The 19,199-nt window shown below is 61.7% G+C and carries 12 protein-coding genes; 5 read left to right on the forward strand and 7 right to left on the reverse strand.

The genetic code is table 11. The features are described from left to right. Positions 1 to 10: 10 nt before the first annotated feature. On the reverse strand, positions 11 to 505 hold the full coding sequence (locus FIV38_RS14665; protein ID WP_029294528.1) for a PaaI family thioesterase: 495 nt from the start codon (positions 503 to 505) through the stop codon (positions 11 to 13). 52 nt (positions 506 to 557) lie between these two features. Beyond that, positions 558 to 1,448, reverse strand: coding sequence for a DMT family transporter (locus FIV38_RS14670; RefSeq protein ID WP_092236252.1), 891 nt, complete (start codon positions 1,446 to 1,448; stop codon positions 558 to 560). Positions 1,449 to 1,539: 91 nt separating this feature from the next. On the opposite strand from FIV38_RS14670, the gene FIV38_RS14675 reads away from it, so the two are divergent. Then, complete coding sequence (locus FIV38_RS14675; RefSeq protein WP_092236255.1) at positions 1,540 to 2,868, forward strand: aminotransferase-like domain-containing protein; 1,329 nt, start codon at positions 1,540 to 1,542, stop codon at positions 2,866 to 2,868. A 75-nt stretch (positions 2,869 to 2,943) separates the two neighbouring features. Here the strand turns inward: FIV38_RS14675 and FIV38_RS14680 are convergent, their stop codons facing one another. The 4 genes from FIV38_RS14680 to FIV38_RS14695 form a co-directional block, all read right to left on the reverse strand. Then, a complete protein-coding gene (locus FIV38_RS14680; RefSeq protein ID WP_092236258.1) occupies positions 2,944 to 7,938 on the reverse strand; it encodes a glycosyltransferase family 32 protein in 4,995 nt (1,664 codons plus the stop codon). Positions 7,939 to 8,155: 217 nt separating this feature from the next. Then, the gene (locus FIV38_RS14685) at positions 8,156 to 10,567 is read right to left on the reverse strand and encodes a TonB-dependent siderophore receptor (RefSeq protein ID WP_092236261.1); all 2,412 of its coding nucleotides are present in this window, start codon (positions 10,565 to 10,567) and stop codon (positions 8,156 to 8,158) included. Between the two features lie 65 nt (positions 10,568 to 10,632). Further along, on the reverse strand, positions 10,633 to 11,568 hold the full coding sequence (locus FIV38_RS14690; protein ID WP_154905799.1) for a FecR family protein: 936 nt from the start codon (positions 11,566 to 11,568) through the stop codon (positions 10,633 to 10,635). Next, positions 11,565 to 12,080, reverse strand: coding sequence for a sigma-70 family RNA polymerase sigma factor (locus FIV38_RS14695; protein WP_092236264.1), 516 nt, complete (start codon positions 12,078 to 12,080; stop codon positions 11,565 to 11,567). The genes FIV38_RS14690 and FIV38_RS14695 overlap by 4 nt, the downstream gene beginning before the upstream one ends. A 625-nt stretch (positions 12,081 to 12,705) precedes the next feature. Between FIV38_RS14695 and FIV38_RS14700 the strand changes: the two genes are divergently transcribed. Genes FIV38_RS14700 through FIV38_RS14710 form a run of 3 tightly spaced genes read left to right on the forward strand, consistent with a single transcriptional unit; the run spans position 12,706 to position 16,781 of the window. Beyond that, positions 12,706 to 14,115, forward strand: a complete 1,410-nt coding sequence (locus tag FIV38_RS14700; RefSeq protein WP_092236267.1) for an NAD(P)/FAD-dependent oxidoreductase — start codon at positions 12,706 to 12,708, stop codon at positions 14,113 to 14,115. After that, positions 14,102 to 15,340 (forward strand): NAD(P)/FAD-dependent oxidoreductase, encoded by a 1,239-nt coding sequence (locus FIV38_RS14705; protein ID WP_092236271.1) that lies wholly within the window; start codon positions 14,102 to 14,104, stop codon positions 15,338 to 15,340. Before FIV38_RS14700 ends, FIV38_RS14705 begins: the two co-directional genes overlap by 14 nt. A gap of 25 nt (positions 15,341 to 15,365) precedes the next feature. Continuing rightward, entirely contained in the window at positions 15,366 to 16,781 is a 1,416-nt protein-coding gene (locus FIV38_RS14710) for an FGGY family carbohydrate kinase (RefSeq protein ID WP_092236274.1), read from the forward strand. A 4-nt stretch (positions 16,782 to 16,785) separates the two neighbouring features. Here FIV38_RS14710 and FIV38_RS14715 read toward each other — a convergent pair whose 3' ends face one another. Beyond that, positions 16,786 to 17,565 (reverse strand): DeoR/GlpR family DNA-binding transcription regulator, encoded by a 780-nt coding sequence (locus tag FIV38_RS14715; protein ID WP_029294548.1) that lies wholly within the window; start codon positions 17,563 to 17,565, stop codon positions 16,786 to 16,788. Positions 17,566 to 17,952: 387 nt separating this feature from the next. Between FIV38_RS14715 and eutH the strand changes: the two genes are divergently transcribed. Then, entirely contained in the window at positions 17,953 to 19,197 is a 1,245-nt protein-coding gene (eutH, locus tag FIV38_RS14720) for an ethanolamine utilization protein EutH (RefSeq protein WP_029294550.1), read from the forward strand. The last annotated feature ends 2 nt before the right edge of the window (positions 19,198 to 19,199 follow it).

Here is a 19,199-nt window from a genome sequence, read left to right on the forward strand (position 1 = left end):
TAGACCATTGTCAGGCCTGCCGGCCATGGGCGGTGTCCGCCAGGCGCCCGGTATCGACCCGCACGAAGATCGAATCGCCAATCGCCGTCAGCACACCATCGGCGTACACCTCGCACACCACGCGGCTTTTGCGCCCGACCTCACCCTCGACCCTGGCGCGCAAGGCCAGTGGCACACCCATTGGGGTCGGCTTGATAAATTTGATGCCCAGGTTGCCAGTCACGCAGTCGATGCGCGGCAACTCGCCCGGTTCGCGCTGTTCGGCACGGTAGTGATAGGCCATGGCGGTCCAGTTGGAATGGCAATCCACCAACATGGCGATCAGGCCACCGTAGACCAGGTCCGGCCAGCCGCAGTATTGGGCCTCGGGCAGGTGCTCGGCGACGATATGGATGCCGTCCTCAGCCCAACGGCTCTTGATGTGCAGCCCATGGGCATTGCGCGGTCCGCAGCCGTAACAGACGCCGTCCGGCGCGGTGGTGTCTTGCAGGGAAGGGGTGTGCATCGTCGATCCTTATTGTTCTTTGGCCAATCCCTGAGCCTAAAGGCGCACGCCCCTAACGTGCAAACTTCTTCGCCCCGGCCACGCAGGCAATCACCGCGACGGTCACGGCCAGCATGCCCAGGCTTACCTGTTCATGCAGCAGGCTGGCGGCCAGCGCCAGGCCGAAGAACGGTTGCAGCAACTGTAACTGGCCGACGGCGGCGATACCGCCCTGGGCCAGTCCGCGGTACCAGAACACGAAGCCGATCAACATGCTGAACAACGCGACGTAGCCCAGGCTGAACCAGGCCGGCAGGCTGATCCCGACGAAGGAGGAGGGCGCCAGGAGTAACGTCAGCGGCGCCACCACCGGCAGCGCCACCACCAGCGCCCAACAGATCACCTGCCAACCGCCGAGGGTGCGCGACAGCTTGCCTCCTTCGGCGTAACCCAGCCCGCAGGCCAGCACAGCCAACAGCATCAGCAGGTCGGCGATGGGCGCGGCGTTCAAGCCCTGCGCCAGGGCATAACCCATGACCAGCAGGCTGCCGAGGATCGAAAACAACCAGAACACCGGCCGCGGCCGCTCGCCGCCGCGCAGTACGCCGAACACGGCAGTGGCCAGGGGCAGCAAGCCGATAAACACGATGGAATGGGCGGACGTCACAGACTGCAAGGCCAGCGCGGTCAGGAGCGGGAAACCGAGCACCACGCCGAGGGCGACAATCAGCAACGGTGCCCATTGCTCGCGCGTCGGCCGCCTGGCCTTGAGCAGCCACAGCAGGCACAGGCCCGCCATGGCGGCGAGAGTGGCCCTGGCCACGGTGAGAAACACCGGGTCGAACTCCAGCACCGCGACCCGCGTGGCCGGTAGCGAGCCGCTGAATATCAGCACGCCAAGCAAGCCATTGATCCAGCCGCTGCGGCTGTGTTGGGCAGTGATAATCCGGGAAGTCTGTTCCATGCAGGGCGTGCTCGATAAGTGAGGGTTGCGTGACCGGCATCCTAGGACTGAAGATTGGGGCAATCAAAAAATTGTCATGGATACATCGCCCATGCCCCGTGCCCGATACAAAACCTTGGTGGACGCCTTTGCCCGGGATATCCGTGCTGGCACCCTGGTGCCCGGCACCCGCCTGCCGACCCACCGTCAATTGGCGGCCAGCCACGGCCTGGCGCTGGTCACGGCCAGCCGGGTGTACAGCGAACTGGAGGCCATGGGCCTGGTCAGCGGTGAGACCGGACGCGGTACGTTTGTACGTGAGATCGCCCTGGCGCCGGGCCAGGGCGTTGGGCAGGTTGCCGTGGCGGCGGGCATGGTTGACCTGAACTTCAATTATCCGTCCTTGCCGGGCCAGGCTGACCTGCTGCGCACTGCGCTCCGCCAGTTGGCGTTGTCGGGCGATCTGCAAGCGCTGTTGCGCTACCAGCCCCAAGCCGGGCGCTTGCACGAACGGGCGGCGATGGCGCGGCATCTGCTGCACCGCGGTTTAAGCGTCGCGGCCGAGCAGGTGTTGGTGGTCAGCGGCGCGCAGCATGGGCTGGCGGTCAGCATGATGGCCAAGCTCAAGCCGGGCGATGTGGTGGCGGTGGACGCACTGACCTATTCGGGGTTCAAGGTGCTGGCCGAGACGCTGCACCTGGAGATCGTCGCGATCCCGGTCACGCCCCGTGGTCCTGATCTTGCTGTGCTTGAACAGGTCTGTCGGCGACGCCCCGTGCGGGCGCTGTATTGCATGCCGACATTGCACAATCCCCTGGGGTGGGTCCTGGACCTTCAAACGCGCCAGCAACTGGTGCGCATCGCCCGTGAGCATGGGCTGATTCTATTGGAGGACGCGGCCTACGCCTTCCTCGCCGAACACGCGCCGCCACCGCTGGCGCAGTTGGCGCCAGAGCGCACGCTGTACATCGGTGGCTTGTCCAAGAGCGTTGCCACGGGCCTGCGCGTCGGGTTCGTGGCGGCGCCACTTGAGTGGGTGCCGGCCCTGGAGCGCACGATCATGGCCACCGTGTGGAATGCGCCTGGGGTGATGACGGCCATTGCGGCGGGCTGGATCGACGATGGCACGGTGCTGCAACTGGAAGCGCAAAAGCGCCAGGACGCACAGGCCCGGCAGGCATTGGCGGCCCAGGTGCTGGCGGGGCTGGACTACATTGCCCATCCATCGTCGTATTTTTTATGGTTGCCGCTGGGGGAAGACGCGCGGGCCGATCAGATCACCATGGCGCTGGCGCGGGAGAATATTTCGGTGTCTGGCGCAGAGCCTTTTGCGGTGTCCGAGCATGTGCCCCATGCGATTCGCCTGGCGCTGGGCTCGGTGGACAAAAACGCGCTGCGTGCAGCGTTGCTGAGGGTGCGATGGGTGGTGGCGGGTTATTGAGATTGGCCGAGGGGCGTAAAGCCCGTTCGACCCTCGCTCGCCGTGGCGAGGGTCGAACGGTGCACGGTTCGGCCGTTAGGCATTGATCCAGGAGTGTTCAGCGCCAATCTTGACTTTGAACTGGTGGTACAGCGGCATGTAATGCTCCTTGGCCCTTAGCACCTGTAGGCCGAGCAGGTCGGGTGGGGTAATGCCTTTGCTTTGGTAGTAATTGCGAGCGTTGGCTTCGATGTTGACAATTGGCCCGGATGAGACGAGCTGCCCGTCAACGAGCTTTGATTCTTTGGTGATGCCATCAAAGCCCAGGTCGTACATGTCCGGTCGTTTCGATTTGAGGGTGTCATTGAACAGGTTGGGGCCCACCGTATCGAAAATCTTGCGCTCATAGGCAGCGAATTCCGGGGTGTATTGCACCTGACCATCGGCCCCTCTGGAAACCGTGGGCCGGTTAGCGGCGAAATAGGCCTTGTTCTCGGCAAATCGTTTGTCCATATCGGCGATCACCTGGCTAATCACCGGGTTGCCAGGTTGCGTTGCAAAGTTGCTGGTGTTGTAGAACGGTTTGTAGTCCGTAAGGCTATGGGCAACAGGCCGATTAAGGAGGACGTCATTCGCTCCGGCATTCAATACGGTACTGCCGATATTGGCTTGGATCACATCATCGGTATCGAGATAAATGCCGCCGTATTTGTTCATGATCGGATAGCGCGCGACATCCGAGGCCGCCGCCAGGTTTTTGCCTTGTCCTTGGCGAAAGTAGTTGTACATCTCACCATTTTTCAGTTGCTTGAACACCTCATCGTCATTGAGGTTCATCACGGTCAGGCCAGGGGCTTTGCGCTCCAGGTCAGCTTTTATTTTTTGAAAGATGGCGGGGTTGTCGGCATCCACGTGCAGGATGGATTTGTACCCCGGGGCCTTGGCTGCATTGTTGGCCATGTTTTCCACCAGGTTTGGTGGGATATCCTGCCCGGCCCAAAAATAGTGCAGCTGTTGGGGCAGGGGCTTTATATCTTTGGGGATGGAAACCGTTGTCGGCGCGGCAACATCTACAAACTTGAAGTGATGGGCGTCAGTCTGCTTGGCCTTTTTCAACTCACTGAACGGCCCCCGCTGCCATTTGCCTTTGCCACTTCTCCAGAAATACGTAGCGCTGTGCGCCTCAATGCCGGTCGAGACGTTGGTGGCTTTCCATGCACCGGCTGAACTGTCGAAGGTGACGCTATGGTCCACGCCCTTGTAGTTGAGCGAGTAGGGGGAAAGTGGATTATTGGTGACTTTGATGTCGTCTATCGGCACGACATAAGTGCTGTCGCCAAGCTTCCAGGGCGTGGGCGCATTTCCCGCACCGCCGAGCAGACGCTGGCTGCGTGAGGTGGGTTCCCATCCGCCGGCACCCAGGTCCCGCACGGGGATATCCGGGCCTGCGCCGCCCGCGTGACGGATCACGCGCTGGCCTTCGCTCAAACGCGACTCATACAACTGCCCATCGACTTTTACATATTCCTTGCGGCTGCGGCCCACATAGATATTGCTCTGTGGGCCCTTGAGCTGGAGCTCGTCTAGCGCGATATGTTTGGCTTCATAACCCAATAAGTCGGTGTTGAGCGATCGCACCTCGCCATTGGCGGCCACCTGATTGGCTTTGAAGTCTTTTAGCGGCGGGCCGAAGGCGCGTTTTTTCAGCGTGTCGTATTGATGCCAGTTGCCTTGGAACATCACCACCGGGCCCTCAACCGTTTCTTGCCCAACCTTGAACGTGCCGGTGGCCGCCAAACCATGCTCTTGGCTTGCCGCTTGGGCGCCATCCTGACTGCCGATAGCACGCAGGCTGTTGGGGTCATTTGCCTTGGGGGTATCCACCGCAAATTTTTCCAGGGCTTTGCCGTAGGCCTGTTTTGTACGTGGGTCAAAGGCGTACCACTTGTGGGTCGCCTCATCGAATTTAGCCAGGGTTCTGCTTTCAGCGGCGCCATTGAGCGCCTTGTAAGTGCCTTCGGCCAGGTCGGGTTTTTTGGCCAGTTCAAGCAGATTGATGCTGCGGTAAGAACCGCGCAGGGATTTAACTCCCTTGTGAGCGGTACGCCCCAGGCTCACCACGCCGCGGGCCAAGTCATCCACACCGCCCAATGGGTTGAGCGCGCCGATTGCCGCCCGGCCAAGGATCTTGCCGGTGTTGGCAACTTTTGAAAGGGTCGAGGCCCCGACAGCCAGGGCTTTCGCGCCTTTGGCCGCAGCCCCCAGGCCCACGGCGAAACCGAAGATATCAAAGGCCAGGTCGACAATGCCGTTACCGACTTTTCCGTCGATAAAGTTCTTTATCGCGGAGCGGAACGGGATCAGATTCAACGCCACTTCTTCAAGGATTTTGTACGCCGGTACTTCTGTCTGAAAGGTTGTTGCGCCTTTGGCGTAGGCCTCGACCGCCGGCAGTTCCATATCGGTGATTATCGCATCGGCAATGTACTGGGTCCTGGGACTACTGAAACTGTTGGGTGCGCTGTGTGCCGCTGGCTGTTCACCTGTTATTGCGGGCGAAGATTGCCCCGTCGGTGTGACCGTATCAAAGCGTTTACCTTCCGGGGAGAGCACAACGCCGCTGCGGGGCTGGAACTCCTTGTAGGCCTGGTCTGGCCGTCGAGTCACCGTGCCTTTCAACCGGTCGATGGCGTAGGTCATGACCTTGCCATTGCGTTCGGTCTTGACCAGCAAAACACCTGGTTCCACACGAATCGGTTGATTGACGCGGTAGTAGCGTATTTCCTTGCGGATGGATATTTTGCCGAACTCCAGGTTCTCCCGATCTTCCAGCGGCAGTTTCGAGATAAGCAGCTTTATCTGCGCCGACGTAGTTTTTTTGACGGTGTGGGCGTAATCAGCAAATGTCTTTTTGAAGATTTCCAGCGGGCGCGGCAGGTCTTTGAGCTTGGGTAAAACCTTGTTGAAGTCGACCGCACTCGAGGATGAGACCCAGGCGGCCGGTCGGCCGTCAGCGGGAATCTTGACTTGGTCAAATGTCACAACCTGTACAAAATCCCGGCCAAACTCGCCCCAGTTATCGGCCGAGACTGGCGCGCCAAGCAGTGCGCGGCCATCGATATACAGATCCAGTATCGAGTAGGGGCCGGGAAAGAACCTGCTGGATGGCTGCGAGTCGATGCATTTTTTTTCGAACAGTGCCGGGTCCATGTCCGGCAGCGCTTTCTTCAACTGCTCCAGGGCTATGGCCTTGGTCGTAGGCATCTCTGAGGGGGGCGATTCGGCGGCTTCGCGTAGCTCGCGAACCTGCGCATTGAAGGCCTCGCGCACGGCATCGACTTCGGCTTTGGTCACGGGGTAACGCATGCCGTTGGCGACTCCCCAGTCTTTGATCGCTTCGTTCTGCGCGGCATATTCAACCTGGCGCTCTTCATCGGTGATCGGCGCTGTCTCGGCTTCGAGCATGACTTGCGCGTAGGTCATGGTTGCCGTTGCCCCTGGCGCTTTTGCTTCAATGCGCGCGGTCGCTGTGACGAAGCTGACCCAACTGTGGGTGCCCACCACCACCTGTTTGGGAATGTCCTTGACCAGGAAGGCGGGCGCCCGGTTGGCCAGTAACAAGTGCGCCTGGACCAGGGCCTTCTCCGGCGACGACGCTCGGTCGACGTCGAGCAGGTGGGCAGCCAATTCCTCGATGATGGTGGCGGGCGACTTGCCGGTATTGGCCGGCGAGATCAGTCGGTAACCCTGGATCTCGCTGGGCGGTTTACCCGTGCCGCTGTCCAGCTCCACGTTCATCGCCGCCAGGGTCCAGTCGTTGGCAGTGCCTTTGATGCTGCGCGCCTCGAATGTGGATGCGATGGCGTTCCCCAGTTGCTGGCCCCTGGGCGAATTGATCAAGTTGGCAATCAACAGGCGTGGATTGCGCAGCTCTTCAGGGGTGATCGGTCGGTTGTTCAGCAGATAGTCGAGCACGCTCCTGAAGGGCGACAACGAGACATTGCCGAACTTGCCGGCGCTTATGTCCGTGCGCAGTTGTGCCTGGCTGTCTTCGTCAAGAGGGGCGGGCCAGGCCAGCGCACCGCCCAGGTTGCCATGGGGGGCAGCCTGGGGGGGCGGGGTGCCGAGGGCAGTTGCCAGGTTTTCCAGTTGTTGGTGGGTGGTGGGGATATCCCAGCCGTGATCCTGCAGCAATTGCAGCAGGCTGATCTCATTCCAGGTGCCGCGATTGGCGGGCTGATAGCTGCCGTCGAATGACAGGCTGACGGTCCTGTTCTTCAATTCATCTTCGATTTGCCCGGCACTGTGGGCGCCGTCTTTTACGGTGGTCGCCAGGTGACGCAGTTGGTTGCTGGCCTGGCTGCGGTTGTAGACGTCGCCCAGGTAGGCCTTCTGGACCTGGAGCGCGTTGTCGCTGCGCGCTTGAATCAACGTGCCTGCGGTTGCCGGATCAAGTTGCTTGAACCCTTGGGCCCGGTCTATCTCTTCTGCACGCCGGCGCATGGACGGCCCGGTCAGGTTCTGCGGCTCATTGTAAAAATTGCCCACGAGCGAATAGGGAACCGGCTGGTCAACGTCGCTTAGCGGGGGGGTGAAGGTGGTATCGCCGTGGCCGGCATCAATCACCCGTGCGGCCTGCAGGATTGGCCCGCTGATCGCGGCCCAGTGCCTGTCGTCTTGCCCAAGGGTGTGACGCTTTTGTTCGGGATCAAGATGACGTCGGCGCGTGAAAGAAATTTCGCCGGTATTCAGATTGAGGGTGATGGAGTCCGGGCTGATGCCTTTTTCGTCCATCCACTGACGCACGTCGGGGGATTTGAAGGTGTCTCGCAAATGCGCCCACCACTGGCCGAAGGTGGAGTCTGGCGCAATGGTGTTGATGGTGACATTTTTCTCGCGATTGGCGGCCAGGATCAGCGCCGAGTGGTACTCCATGGCCAATGCGCGATCACCTTCAGCGCGCGCACTTTGGGGCGATTGCGCCGGCGGTGGGGCATCACGCTTGGGTCGAGCGAGCGTCAGCGCCTGGGCAGGATTGGCTAAGGCGAGCGGGTTGGAGTGTGCGGGGAGGCGATTGGAAACAGTGGTCATAAGGTCTGCTGCCTGAAGGTACGAGAAGGGGCTACGGCGGTTGTGGTCTCAACCGTGTGTAGCGATTTCCCGCAGGTTGATTCCCTCGCTCGGCCAACAGACCATTTGCCTTATGTTTCATGGGATTGTTCTGAAGCAAAAAAAACCTGGTTTTCAACCGCTGCAATCGAGCGTTGAAAACCAGGGATCTACGCGACACCTAAACCCTGCGTGTGGCTCAGAAGCTCCAGCGCGTGGTGAGCATCACGTTGCGCGGGTCACCGTAATAAGCGGTGTTATAGAAGCCGATGTTGGTGTAGTACTTCTTGTCGAAGGCGTTGTTCAGGTTCAGGGTCGCCGATAGATTCTCGGTCACCTGATAACGCGCCATCACGTCCACGAGCCAGTAGGCTTCCTGGGCAAACTCTTCATTTTTGCTTTTGTAGCGGTTGTACAGCTCTTGCCAACTGCGACTCTGCCAGCGCGCACCACCACCTACGGTCAGGCGGTCCAGGGGGCCCTTGAGTTTGTACGTGGTGTAGAAACTGAGCTGGTCCTGCGGCTCCCAGGTCGAGACTTTCTTGCCGCTTTCGTCGCGGATGATCTTGTGGGTGTAACCGGCCTGGGCCTGCCAGCCGGGCGCCAGTTCCCCGGACATTTCTGCTTCAAAACCCTTGGTCTTGGCTTCGATGCCCTTGGAGGCATAACCCACGGACGGGTTGGTCGGCGCGGCGTTGTATTCGGCGTCGGGTTCTGCACGGTGGCTCTGGTGTACTTCAAAATAGGCCAGGCTGGTATTGAGTCGGCCGTTGAAGAATTCACCCTTGATGCCGCCCTCGTAGTTCTTGCCTTCGGAGGGCTCCAGCAGCTTGTTGTTACGGTCGCGGTTGTAGCTTTCCGGCATGAAGATGTCGGTGTAGCTGGCGTAGGCGGTGAAGTTTTCGTTCAGGTCATAGGTCACCCCGGCGTAGGGCACCAACCGCCCGGTTTCCGTGGAGTCGTCGGTGCCGCGCAGTTTGTAGTTGGCGACGCGGCCGCCAAGGAACAGGTTCAGCGGGTCGGCCAGGCTTAAGCGCGAGGTCATGTAGCCCGCGCTTTGGCGGGTGGTCAGGTCGTTGATGTAGGTGGGCGCGCCCCAGTCAGGTTCGGCAAAATTGCCATCGAAGTTCCAGAAGTCCACCACTTTGCCATTGGCGTGTGTGGGGCTGCCGTAGTCCTTGCCTTTCCAGTGGGAGTTGGAGGCCGAGGCGCCCACGACCAGTTCATGCTCACGGCCCAGCAGGCTGAACGGGCCGCTGAGGTATACATGGGCGGAATTGGCGCGGGTCAGGCCGGTGAATTTGTTGGCATACACCGTCGACAGGCCAGTGTCGGGGCTCGGCGCACTCTGGATCGAACCCAGGGGCGCGTCGTAGCCGCTGAGTTGGTGGGTCACTTGCGCCTTGGCTACCCAGCCGTTGGCGAAGCTGCGCTCCAGGGTGGCGAAGGCACCCCGGTTGTACTGTTCCCAGCGGCTCCACTTGGCGCCGTTGTTGTACGAGCGCTTGACGTCGATGCGGTCGCCGTTGGTGTTGAACAACGGTCGGCTGCCGGACCAGCCCGAGCTTTGCGGATCGTTGTTCTGATAGTCAAAGCCCACGGTCAGCAAGGTGTCGTCGTCGAGGTCCGCTTCCAGCGAGCCGAAGTAGACGCTGGTCTTGCGCTGGTAGCGCTCCATGAACGAATGCTTGTCCTGATAGGCCGCCACGGCGCGCCCACGGATATTGCCGCTGTCGGTCAACGGGCCGCTGACGTCGACTTGGGAGCGGTAGTTGTCCCAGCTGCCGGCACCCAGTTCGATACTGGCCTTGAAGTCGCGGGTGGGCTTTTTGCGGATCAGGTTGAGGGTCGCGCCCGGCGCCCCGGCACCGGTCAGCAGGCCGGTGGCGCCCTTGAGAATCTCCACGCGGTCGTAGATCGCCATGTCGGTCAGGGTCTGCCCCGACGAGTAGGCCGAGTTGCGCAGGGTGGGGATGCCGTCGTACTGGAAGTTTTCGATGGAAAACCCACGGGCGAAATAGTTGGTGCGCTCGCTGTCATAGGTCGACACGGTGATGCCGGGGGTGTGGCGCATCACATCGTCAATGGCGTTGAGGCCGAAGTCGTCCATGTGCTGGCGGGTGATCACGGTGATCGACTGTGGGGTCTCCTTGGGCGTCAGGACCATGCGCGTGGCGGTGGCGATGGTGCCCGGGGTGTAGGACCCGGTGCCCTCGGTGACGGTGCCCAATTGGTTGGAGGTGATTTCGGTGGCAGCCAGTGCCAGGGTGCCATTGGCTTGGGGCAGTGCCTGCAACTGGTAGCCATCGGCACTGGCCTGCGCGGCGAAGCCGGTGCCTTCCAGGACCTTGGCAAAGCCATCCTCCACGTTGTAGCTGCCGCGCACGCCAGCACTGTTCAGGCCGGCCACCTGTTGCGACTGGAACGCAATCGGTGCGCCGGCAGCCTGGGCGTAACGGCTCAGGACTTCGCTGAGGGGGCCAGGGGCAATATCGAAGGCCTGGACCTGTTGCTGCGCGTAGGCAAAGGCCGGCAGTGCCAGCGGCAGGCAGCCAAGCAGCAAGCGGCTGGCCAGCAGCAGGCTGCCACGGGTGGAGGGGTTGGAAGACATGTAATCGGTGCTCCTTTGGATGTTGGCCAAGGAAAGGACGCGGCAAAACCGAAAACACGCAGACTTTATTGAGAATTGTTCGCGCTGTTTTTCAACGACACGCGAGTGACCCATGGGGTGTAGCTGCTGACCTCGATCGGCAGCGTGCGCTGGAGCAGGCGCAAGGCGCGCGCCGGGTCGTCGAACGGCAGCATCACCGTGACCCGCAGGCCTTGCAGGGCCTGGCGATCGAACAACAACAGGCCGCTGCGATGGCGGCCCAGGCGCTCCAGCACATCCGCCAGGGGCTCGTCGTTGGCCAGCAACTGATGGGTGTTCCAGGCAGCTTCGTGGGCGCGGGCATCGAATTTTTCTACGTTGCCCGGGCCTTGTGCATCGAGTCGTACGCGCTGGCCGGGGTTGAGGGTTAATTGCTGGGTGGCGCTGTCGATGCGCGTAGACGATTCGAGCATCCTGACCACCGTTGCCTCGCCACTGCGTTCGACGATAAAGCGCGTGCCCAGGGCGCGAATGCTGCCTTGCGGGGTATCGACATAAAACGGGCGCTGGGCATCCTTGGCCACGTCCACCAGTAATTCACCGTGCAGCAGGCGCACCCGGCGTTGGTTGGCGTCAAAGTCCAGGTCCACCGCCGAACCGCCATCCAGTTGCAGGGTGCTGCCATCGGCCAGGCGTTGTTGCTGCCATTGGCCGCTGGCGGTGCTGAGGTCGGCGAACAGATAGCCGCGCTGGCTGTACTGATAGGCCGGCAGGGCGAGCAGGCCAATCAACAGGCTCAGGGCCAGGCCCTTGATCGCTTTCGGTTGGCGTGCCCGGCGCAATGCCGCGCGGGCCGGAGCCTGCTTGAGGGGCGACAGGTGGCCTTGCAGGCGCGCGATAGCCAGTGGATGTTGTGGGTCGGCGGCGAGCCAGGCATGGAAGGCCTGCTGGCTGGCGGCGTCGGCCTGATGGTCGAGGCGCACCAGCCATTGGGCAGCCTCGCGCAGGATGGCCGCATTCACGGCTGGGCGCACGCGTCGCAGGCCAGCAGGGCGTGCACCAGGTCCTGTTGCACGGTGCGTAACGAAACCCCCAGACGTTCGGCGATCTGGGCCTGATCCAGGCCATCGAGGTGGCGCAGGATAAAGGTCTCGCGGATCCGCGGCTTCATGCGCGCCAGGGCCCGGTCAATCGTTTCGAGCACTTGCACTGCCTGCAGGATCTGCTCGGGCGAGGGCGCCTGCTCAAGGTACTGGGCGCAGCGCTCCAGTTCGTCCTGGTAGGCCCGCTCCAGGCGCCGCCGGCGATTGCGGTCCATCAACAGACGGCGGGCCACGGTGGCGAGGTAGGCCTGCGGCTCGCGGGGCGCCACGTAGGGCCCGGCCGATAGCAGGCGGATAAATGTGTCGTGTGCCACATCGGCGGCGTGATGGGAGCAATCCACACGGCGGCGCAGCCAGCTCAACAGCCAGCCGTGGTAGCCGCGGTACAGGGCTTCAAGCGTCGCGGCTTCGGCGGGCTGGGCTGGTTTCATGCGAAAAATTCGTAAGTGGGAATTAATCTTATTCTAGTTGTTTCTGGCGGAGAGCTGCAATGGGCGAGGCAAGCTTGGTCTCAGGAACGGTCCTTTCGACGTCTTTATAGAGTTAGCCAAAAAACTTCTGGAGGCGGCATTGGTTAATACCTCGGATTCTATGTGGTTAGTGGTTGTAAATCGGTCAATATTATTTGGATTGAGTGACTGAACAGTCGCAATGGCTGGCGATATTGAGCCAGTTAACGCTCGAAAACCCCTTTACGCCAGCTCTGTAAATTGCAATCTAGGCAGGTTTGGTGTGAAAAAGTAGCAATGCTTGATATTGGCGGGTAGTTGGGTAGCACTTTTTTGGCGTATTGACCGAATCCACAGTAACGTCGTTTTGACCGAGCCGGGGTCATGCGCAACGAATCGGTCAGTTTTTCCTCGTTGCGTTTAAAGCGCCGGCATCAATAAACACTTGGTGTTTACCTGGCAGGTTGGGCGCGACCGACGACGCAGCCGCTGGGCTGTGAATGAACCGCCTTGGCCAATCGGTCATTCCAACCTGGGTTCAGTCAGTGGCATATGCCCTGCACCTATCCCGGGCACATCCTGCGCTCACTTCACCATAGGCTTGATCATGACCAAACCCTTCCCGAATCAGAGTGGTATCTACGACGTCATCGTTGTTGGCGGTGGCGTTGTGGGATGCGCGATGGTCCGGCGCTTTACCCTGGAAGGGGCGCGGGTGCTGTTGCTGGAAAAAAGCCCGGACATCCTGTCTGGAGCGAGCAAAGGCAATAGCGCGATTTTGCACACTGGCTTCGATGCGCCAACCGGCAGCCTGGAGCTGCAATGCATGAAGGACGGCTACCAGGAATACCTGCAGATCCACCAGAAGATGTCGCTGCCGCTGCTCAAGACCGGCGCGATGGTGGTGGCCTGGAACGAGGAGGACCTGGGCAAGCTGCAAGGCATCGTCGAGCAGGCGCACGCCAATGGGATTGCCGATGTCCGCCTGATCGGCCGCGAGCGGGTGCGCGCCCTGGAGCCGAACCTGGCACACAATGCCCTGGGGGCGGTCGAGGTGCCTGGTGAGTTTGTGATCGACCCGTGGTCGGCGCCCCTGGGGTATCTGCTCCAGGCGATGATCCATGGGGCACAGGTGCGCTTCAATACCGAGGTCAATGGCGGCTATTTCGACGGCGAACTCTGGGCCCTGGAGACCACCAACGGGTTTATCCGCGGGCGCACGATCATCAACTGCGCCGGGTTGTTTGGCGATGTGCTCGAGCAACAGTTGCTGGGCGCATCGAGCTTTTCCATTCACCCGCGCAAAGGTCAGTTCGTGGTGTTCGACAAGGCCGCCGCGCGCTATCTGGGCAACATCATCCTGCCGGTGCCCAATGAACGCACCAAAGGCATCGTGTTGACCCGTACGGTCTACGGCAACCTGCTGGTGGGGCCGACCGCCGAAGAACAGGAAGACCGCGTGCACGCCGGCCTCGACGGCGATGTGCTGCGTCAATTGGTGGACGCCGCCGTCGAGCGGATTCCGGCGCTCGAAGGCATGCCGGTCACCGCCACGTATGCCGCACTGCGCCCGGCCACGGAAAAGAAGGAGTACCGGGTGCAGCGGGTCGAAGGCAAGAACTGGATCAGCGTCGGCGGCATCCGCTCCACCGGCCTGACCGCGGCGCTGGGCATTGCCCGGCACGTGTTCAGCCTTTATCAACGCGAGCACACACCGGTCCCTGCGCAAATCCTGCAATGGCCGACATTGCCCAACCTTGCCGAACATTTGCCGCGCGATTATCAGCGCCCGGGCTACGGCGAAATCGTCTGCCACTGTGAAATGGTGACGCTGCGGGAAATCGAGAATGCCTTGGCCAGTGCGCTGCCGCCCGGTGACCTGGGTGGTTTGAAGCGCCGCACGCGGGCCTGTATGGGGCGCTGCCAGGGCTTTTATTGTGGTGCGCGAGTGGCGCAGTTGAGCGCTGGCCATCTGGCCGTTCCCCTTGCAACAGGTGTTTGTCATGCAGCCCATTGAAGTCGAAAACATTGATGTCGCGATTATCGGTGGCGGCCCGTCGGGGCTGTCGGCGGCGATCACCCTGCGCAAGCTGGGCGTCGACAAGGTCGTGGTGCTGGAGCGCGAGCCCGAGGCGGGTGGCATCCCGCGCCATTGTGGGCATCCGCCTTTTGGCCTGCGTGAATACGGCAGGCTCTACACCGGGCCGGCCTATGCGCGCAAAAACGTCGCGCAGGCGTTGAAGGCGGGGGTGCAGATCCGCGTCAAGCACTCGGTGACGCAGATGGGCGAGGGCGGGCGCCTGGAACTGGTCAGCCCGGAGGGCGCGAGGGTTATCCAGGCACGCCGGGTGTTGATCGCCACCGGGGCCCGGGAAACGCCGCGCTCGGCGCGCCTGCTGGGCGGCGACCGCCCGCTGGGGGTCATCAATACCGGTGCGTTCCAGTCCTATCTGTACCTGGAACACCTCAAGCCCTTTGAGCGCCCGTTGATTGTCGGTACCGAGTTGGTCAGCCTGTCGGCGGTCATGAGCTGCCGACGTGCCGGGATCCAGCCGGTGGCGATGATCGAGGCCAATCAGCGGGCCACGGCGCGCTGGCCGTTGTCGCTGTTTCCGCGGTTGTGCGGGGTGCCGATGCATTTCGGCGCGCAACTGCTGCAGATCCATGGCACCGGGCGCGTGGAGGGTGCGACCGTGCGCCTGGCTGACGGCCAGACCACCACCTTGGACTGTGACGGCGTGCTGCTCACCGGCCAGTTCACCCCCGAATCCAGCCTGGTGCGCTTGAGCGAGCTGCGGCTTGACCCGAAAAGCGGTGGCCCGCACATCGATCAATACGGGCGCTGCAGTGATCCGGCCTACTTTGCCGCGGGTAATCTGCTGCGTCCTGTCGAGACGGCAGGCTGGTCGTTTCGCGAAGGCCATAAGATCGCTACGATGATCGCCCGCGACCTGCAGGGGCACTTGCCGGCAGGTGCGCCGAGCGTCGAGATCGCCTGCCAGGGCGACTTGAAACTCTGCGTGCCGCAACGCCTGAGCCCGTCTGCCGTGGCGGGTATGCAGCACCTGCAACTGCGGGTCAGCCGTGAGGTGAAAGGGCGCCTGGTGGTACGGGCCGATGGTACGCAAATCTGGTCGCGTGCCGGCAGTTGGTTGCCGGAACGGCGGATCCTGATCCCCATCGCCGGCCTGAACCTGCCCCAGGGCGTACAGCAACTCGAAGTCGACTTTGTCGGCCACTAACAAGACCTGCCGAGGAGTCTTTAACATGCGGATTGCCGCGCTCGATCAAGGCACCACCAGCACCCGTGTGCTGGTGGTGAGTGACAATGGGTCTGCTGATATCCAGCTCTCGTTGCGCCATCAGCAACACCATCCCCACCCCGGTTGGGTGGAGCATGACCCACTGGAGTTGCTCAATAACCTGCAGCGTTGCCTGGAGGCCACCGGCCAGGTGGATGCCATCGGTATTGCCAACCAGGGTGAAAGTTGCCTGGCGTGGGATGCCAAGACCGGCGAGCCGTTATCCCCGGTGATCGTCTGGCAGGACAATCGCACCTCGGCCGAGATCGCCCAGTTGCGCGGCGACGGGGGCGAAGCCCTGACCCTGGAGCGTGCGGGGTTGCCGTTGGATCCGTATTTTTCGGCGAGCAAGCTGGCCTGGATCGTACGCAACCTGCCGGCTGCGCAAAGCGCCTTGAAAGCCGGGCGGCTGCGCCTGGGCACCACCGATGCGTACTTTCTCGATCGCCTGACCGGGGTCTTTGCCACCGACGTCACGACCGCCTCGCGCACTTCGCTGATGAACCTTTCGACCGGGCAGTGGGACAGTCAACTCTGCGAGCTGTTTGGCGTGCCCATGGAAACGTTGCCGCAGATCCGCGACACCGTCGGCCACTTTGGCGAGATCGGCGCCACCCCGGTCACCGCCTCGATTGTCGACCAGCAAGCCTCACTGTATGGCCATGGTTGCCGCAACGAGGGCGACGCCAAGATCACCTACGGTACGGGGGCGTTCGCCCTGACCTTGACGGGCGAGCAGATCATCCGAGCGCCGGACAAGGGCCTGCTGGCAACCATCGCCTGGCAGATCGACGGCAAACCCACGTATGCCATGGACGGTGGTGTCTACGATGCCAGCGCCGCCGTGGAGTGGGCCGGGCGGCTTGGCTTGTTCAGCGATTTTTCAGAGCTGGCGGCCTTCGACGAGCCGCCGGCCATTGGTCGCCAACTCGCGTTTGTGCCGGCGTTGTCCGGGCTCGGCTGCCCCCACTGGGACCGTAGCGCGGCAGCCCTGTGGGTGGGCATGAATGGCAGCACCACGCGCCAGGATATGTGCCAGGCCGTGCTGGAAGGCGTGGCGTTGCGCAGTGTTGAAGTGATCACGGCCATGGACGGTTTTCTCAGCGTCACCGATCACCTGTCCATCGATGGCGGCCTGGCGCGCAGTCCATATTTTGCGCAGTTCCTTGCTGATGCCTTGCAGCGTTGCATCGTCACCCAGCGCTTCGATGAGCTGACGGCGTTCGGCTGCGCAGCGCTGGCAGCCAAAGGCCTTGGCGTAGCCCTCAAGCCGCCGCGTAACACCAGCACCAGCTTTCACCCGAAAGTCAGTGCCGCGCAAGCCCAGCAGTGGCGTGCCACGTTCAGCGATGCGGTGACCCGTTGCCGCGACTGGCGCTGACGGCTTACCACTCCGGCCGGGTCAGGGCAGGGGCCTCCAGGACTTCCACCTGGGCCTCGGCCAGGGCCTTGGCCAGTTCACCCAAGGGTTTGCGGTCGATGATCAGGCGGTCGATGCGTTCCAGGGGGAATACCTGGAACAACGCGCGCTTGCCCATCTTCGAGGAATCGGCAATGACCGTGAGGTAGCGCGTGCGGGCGATCATGGCGCGGGTGATTTCCGCCTCTTCGATGGAGAAGTCAAAGGCCCCGTCGGTGTTCAAGGCGCCAATGGTGACCACCGCATGCTCTGCGTTGAAGCGCGCGATCTGCTCCATGGCCAGGGCGCCGATATTCTGTTCCGATTCGGGGCGGTATTCGCCACCGATCATGAATACGCGATTACCACTGGCGCCAATGGCGGAGGCGATCAACAAGGAGTTGGTAATGACCGTGATGCGGTTGAGCTTTGCCAGTTCACGGGCAAAGAACAGGGTAGTGGTACCGGTATCGATCAGCAGGCTGTCGCCCGGCGCATAGAGCCCGGCGGCAAACCGCGCCACCGCACGTTTCTCCTGGGAAAATTCATTCATCCGGGTCTGGAAGGCGTTCTCATGTTCGCCGCTGGGAGGCAGCGAGGCACCACCGTGGAACTTGGTGACCTGGCCATCGTCGGCCAGGGCCGTGAGGTCGCGGCGAATGGTCTCTTGCGAAGTGCTGAGGGTGCGCGCCAACTCATCGACTGAAATGCGTTCACGCTGGCGTAGCAGCTCAAGGATATGTTGGCGTCTTTCATTGGGGCGCATGGGGATCGATCCTCTTGATGCTACGTGAGTGCGCCAGCGGTGCGCAGCGCTGTTACCGAGGCACTCAAATGATGCCGCAGCAGCGTGTGTTGGGGCGCTTGAGCGCCAGCGCGGATTGCGTGAACTTGGTATTGGCGTTTGCCGTTCACGGGCTTAGAGTCCGCTGCCTTGAAAGGTATGAGCAGAGATTACGCAATAGAATTGACCGATTCCAGTGTGTTTAACCCGCAAAACCACAAGAAACACACGATTGGCATGGGAAGTGGTTAGTTATAGGGTGTGAAAGCGCAACAAATGGGGCTGTAAAACGCGTTTGGCCAATGGAGCGACCGAACTGGGGCGTACTCCTACAAAAACAATTGATTCAGTACAGATGGAGCGAAAGCAATGGCGGAATTCGGCAACTACGTTATTTACCTGATCATGATCGGCGCGGTGGTGGGCGCGTTTGCGTCCGTGATCAAGCCCGACAGTGGCCTGGGCAAGGAGTTTGTCAACGGCATCCACTCCATCGGCCCGGTGTTCCTGGCGCAGGCGGGCATCATGGTGGCGATCCCGTACCTGTCCAAGTTCATCGAGGTGGCCTTGGGGCCGTACTTTGGTGCGATGGGTTCCGACGTGTCCATTGCGGCACTGTCGATCATCGCCGTGGACATGGGTGGCTACCAGCTTGCCGATGCCCTGGCGGCGAACCGCGACATGTGGATCACCGCCATGATCGTCGGCTACACCTCCGGCGCGACCATCGTCTACCTGATCCCGGTCGGCCTGATGATGCTCGAGCGCAAGGACCACAAGTACCTGGCGCTGGGGGCCATGGCCGGGCTGATCAGCATCCCGTTTGCGGTGCTTGCGTCGCTGATGATGATCACGGCCTTCAACCTGCCGGTGCGTGACATCGTCTCCACCACCTCGCCGGCCCTGCATTACCTGAGCCTGGGTTTTGTCGACTGCGTGCGCTTGCTCGCGCCCTTGTTTGTGTTCTGTTTCCTGCTGGCTGCCGGCCTGCGGTATCGGGCGTCGTGGATGGTGGCCGGGTTTTTGGTGTTCGGTAAGTTGATGGACGCGTTTATCAAGATCGTCCTGGCGCTGGCCATCGTCGAGCACTTCACCGGGTTCTTCATGAAAAACTTCGGCGTGTGGGGCTTCGACCCGATGTTCGCCGACGAGAAGGAATTGTTCCGCGCCATCGAGATTGCCGGCTATATCGGCATCATGCTCGCCGGGACTTTCCCCATCTGCTACCTGTTCAATCGCTACTGCAAGAAACCCATGCAAGTGCTGGGCAAGCACATCGGGCTGTCGGCCGATGGCGCGGCGGCGTTTGTCATGGTGTTTGCCAATATCATCGCGGTGTATCACCTGTTCAAAAAGATGAATGCCCGGGACAAGGTCCTGTGCGTGGCCCTGGGTGTCTGCGCGCAAGCGACCATTGGTGATCACCTGGCCTTTACCGCCAACTTCCAGCCGACGCTGATCATGCCGATCCTGCTGGCCAAGCTGTTTGGTGGCCTGCTCGCCGTGGCAATCGCGATCAAGATCTCCGTGCCCGCCGCCCAGCGCTACGAAGCCCAGGAACGCGAGCGCGAAGAGGCCGACGCCGCGGGTGTACCAGTCGCCCAGCCGGTATGACG

Origin of the sequence: Pseudomonas proteolytica, assembly GCF_007858275.1 — a bacterium.
Taxonomy (GTDB): domain Bacteria; phylum Pseudomonadota; class Gammaproteobacteria; order Pseudomonadales; family Pseudomonadaceae; genus Aquipseudomonas; species Aquipseudomonas proteolytica.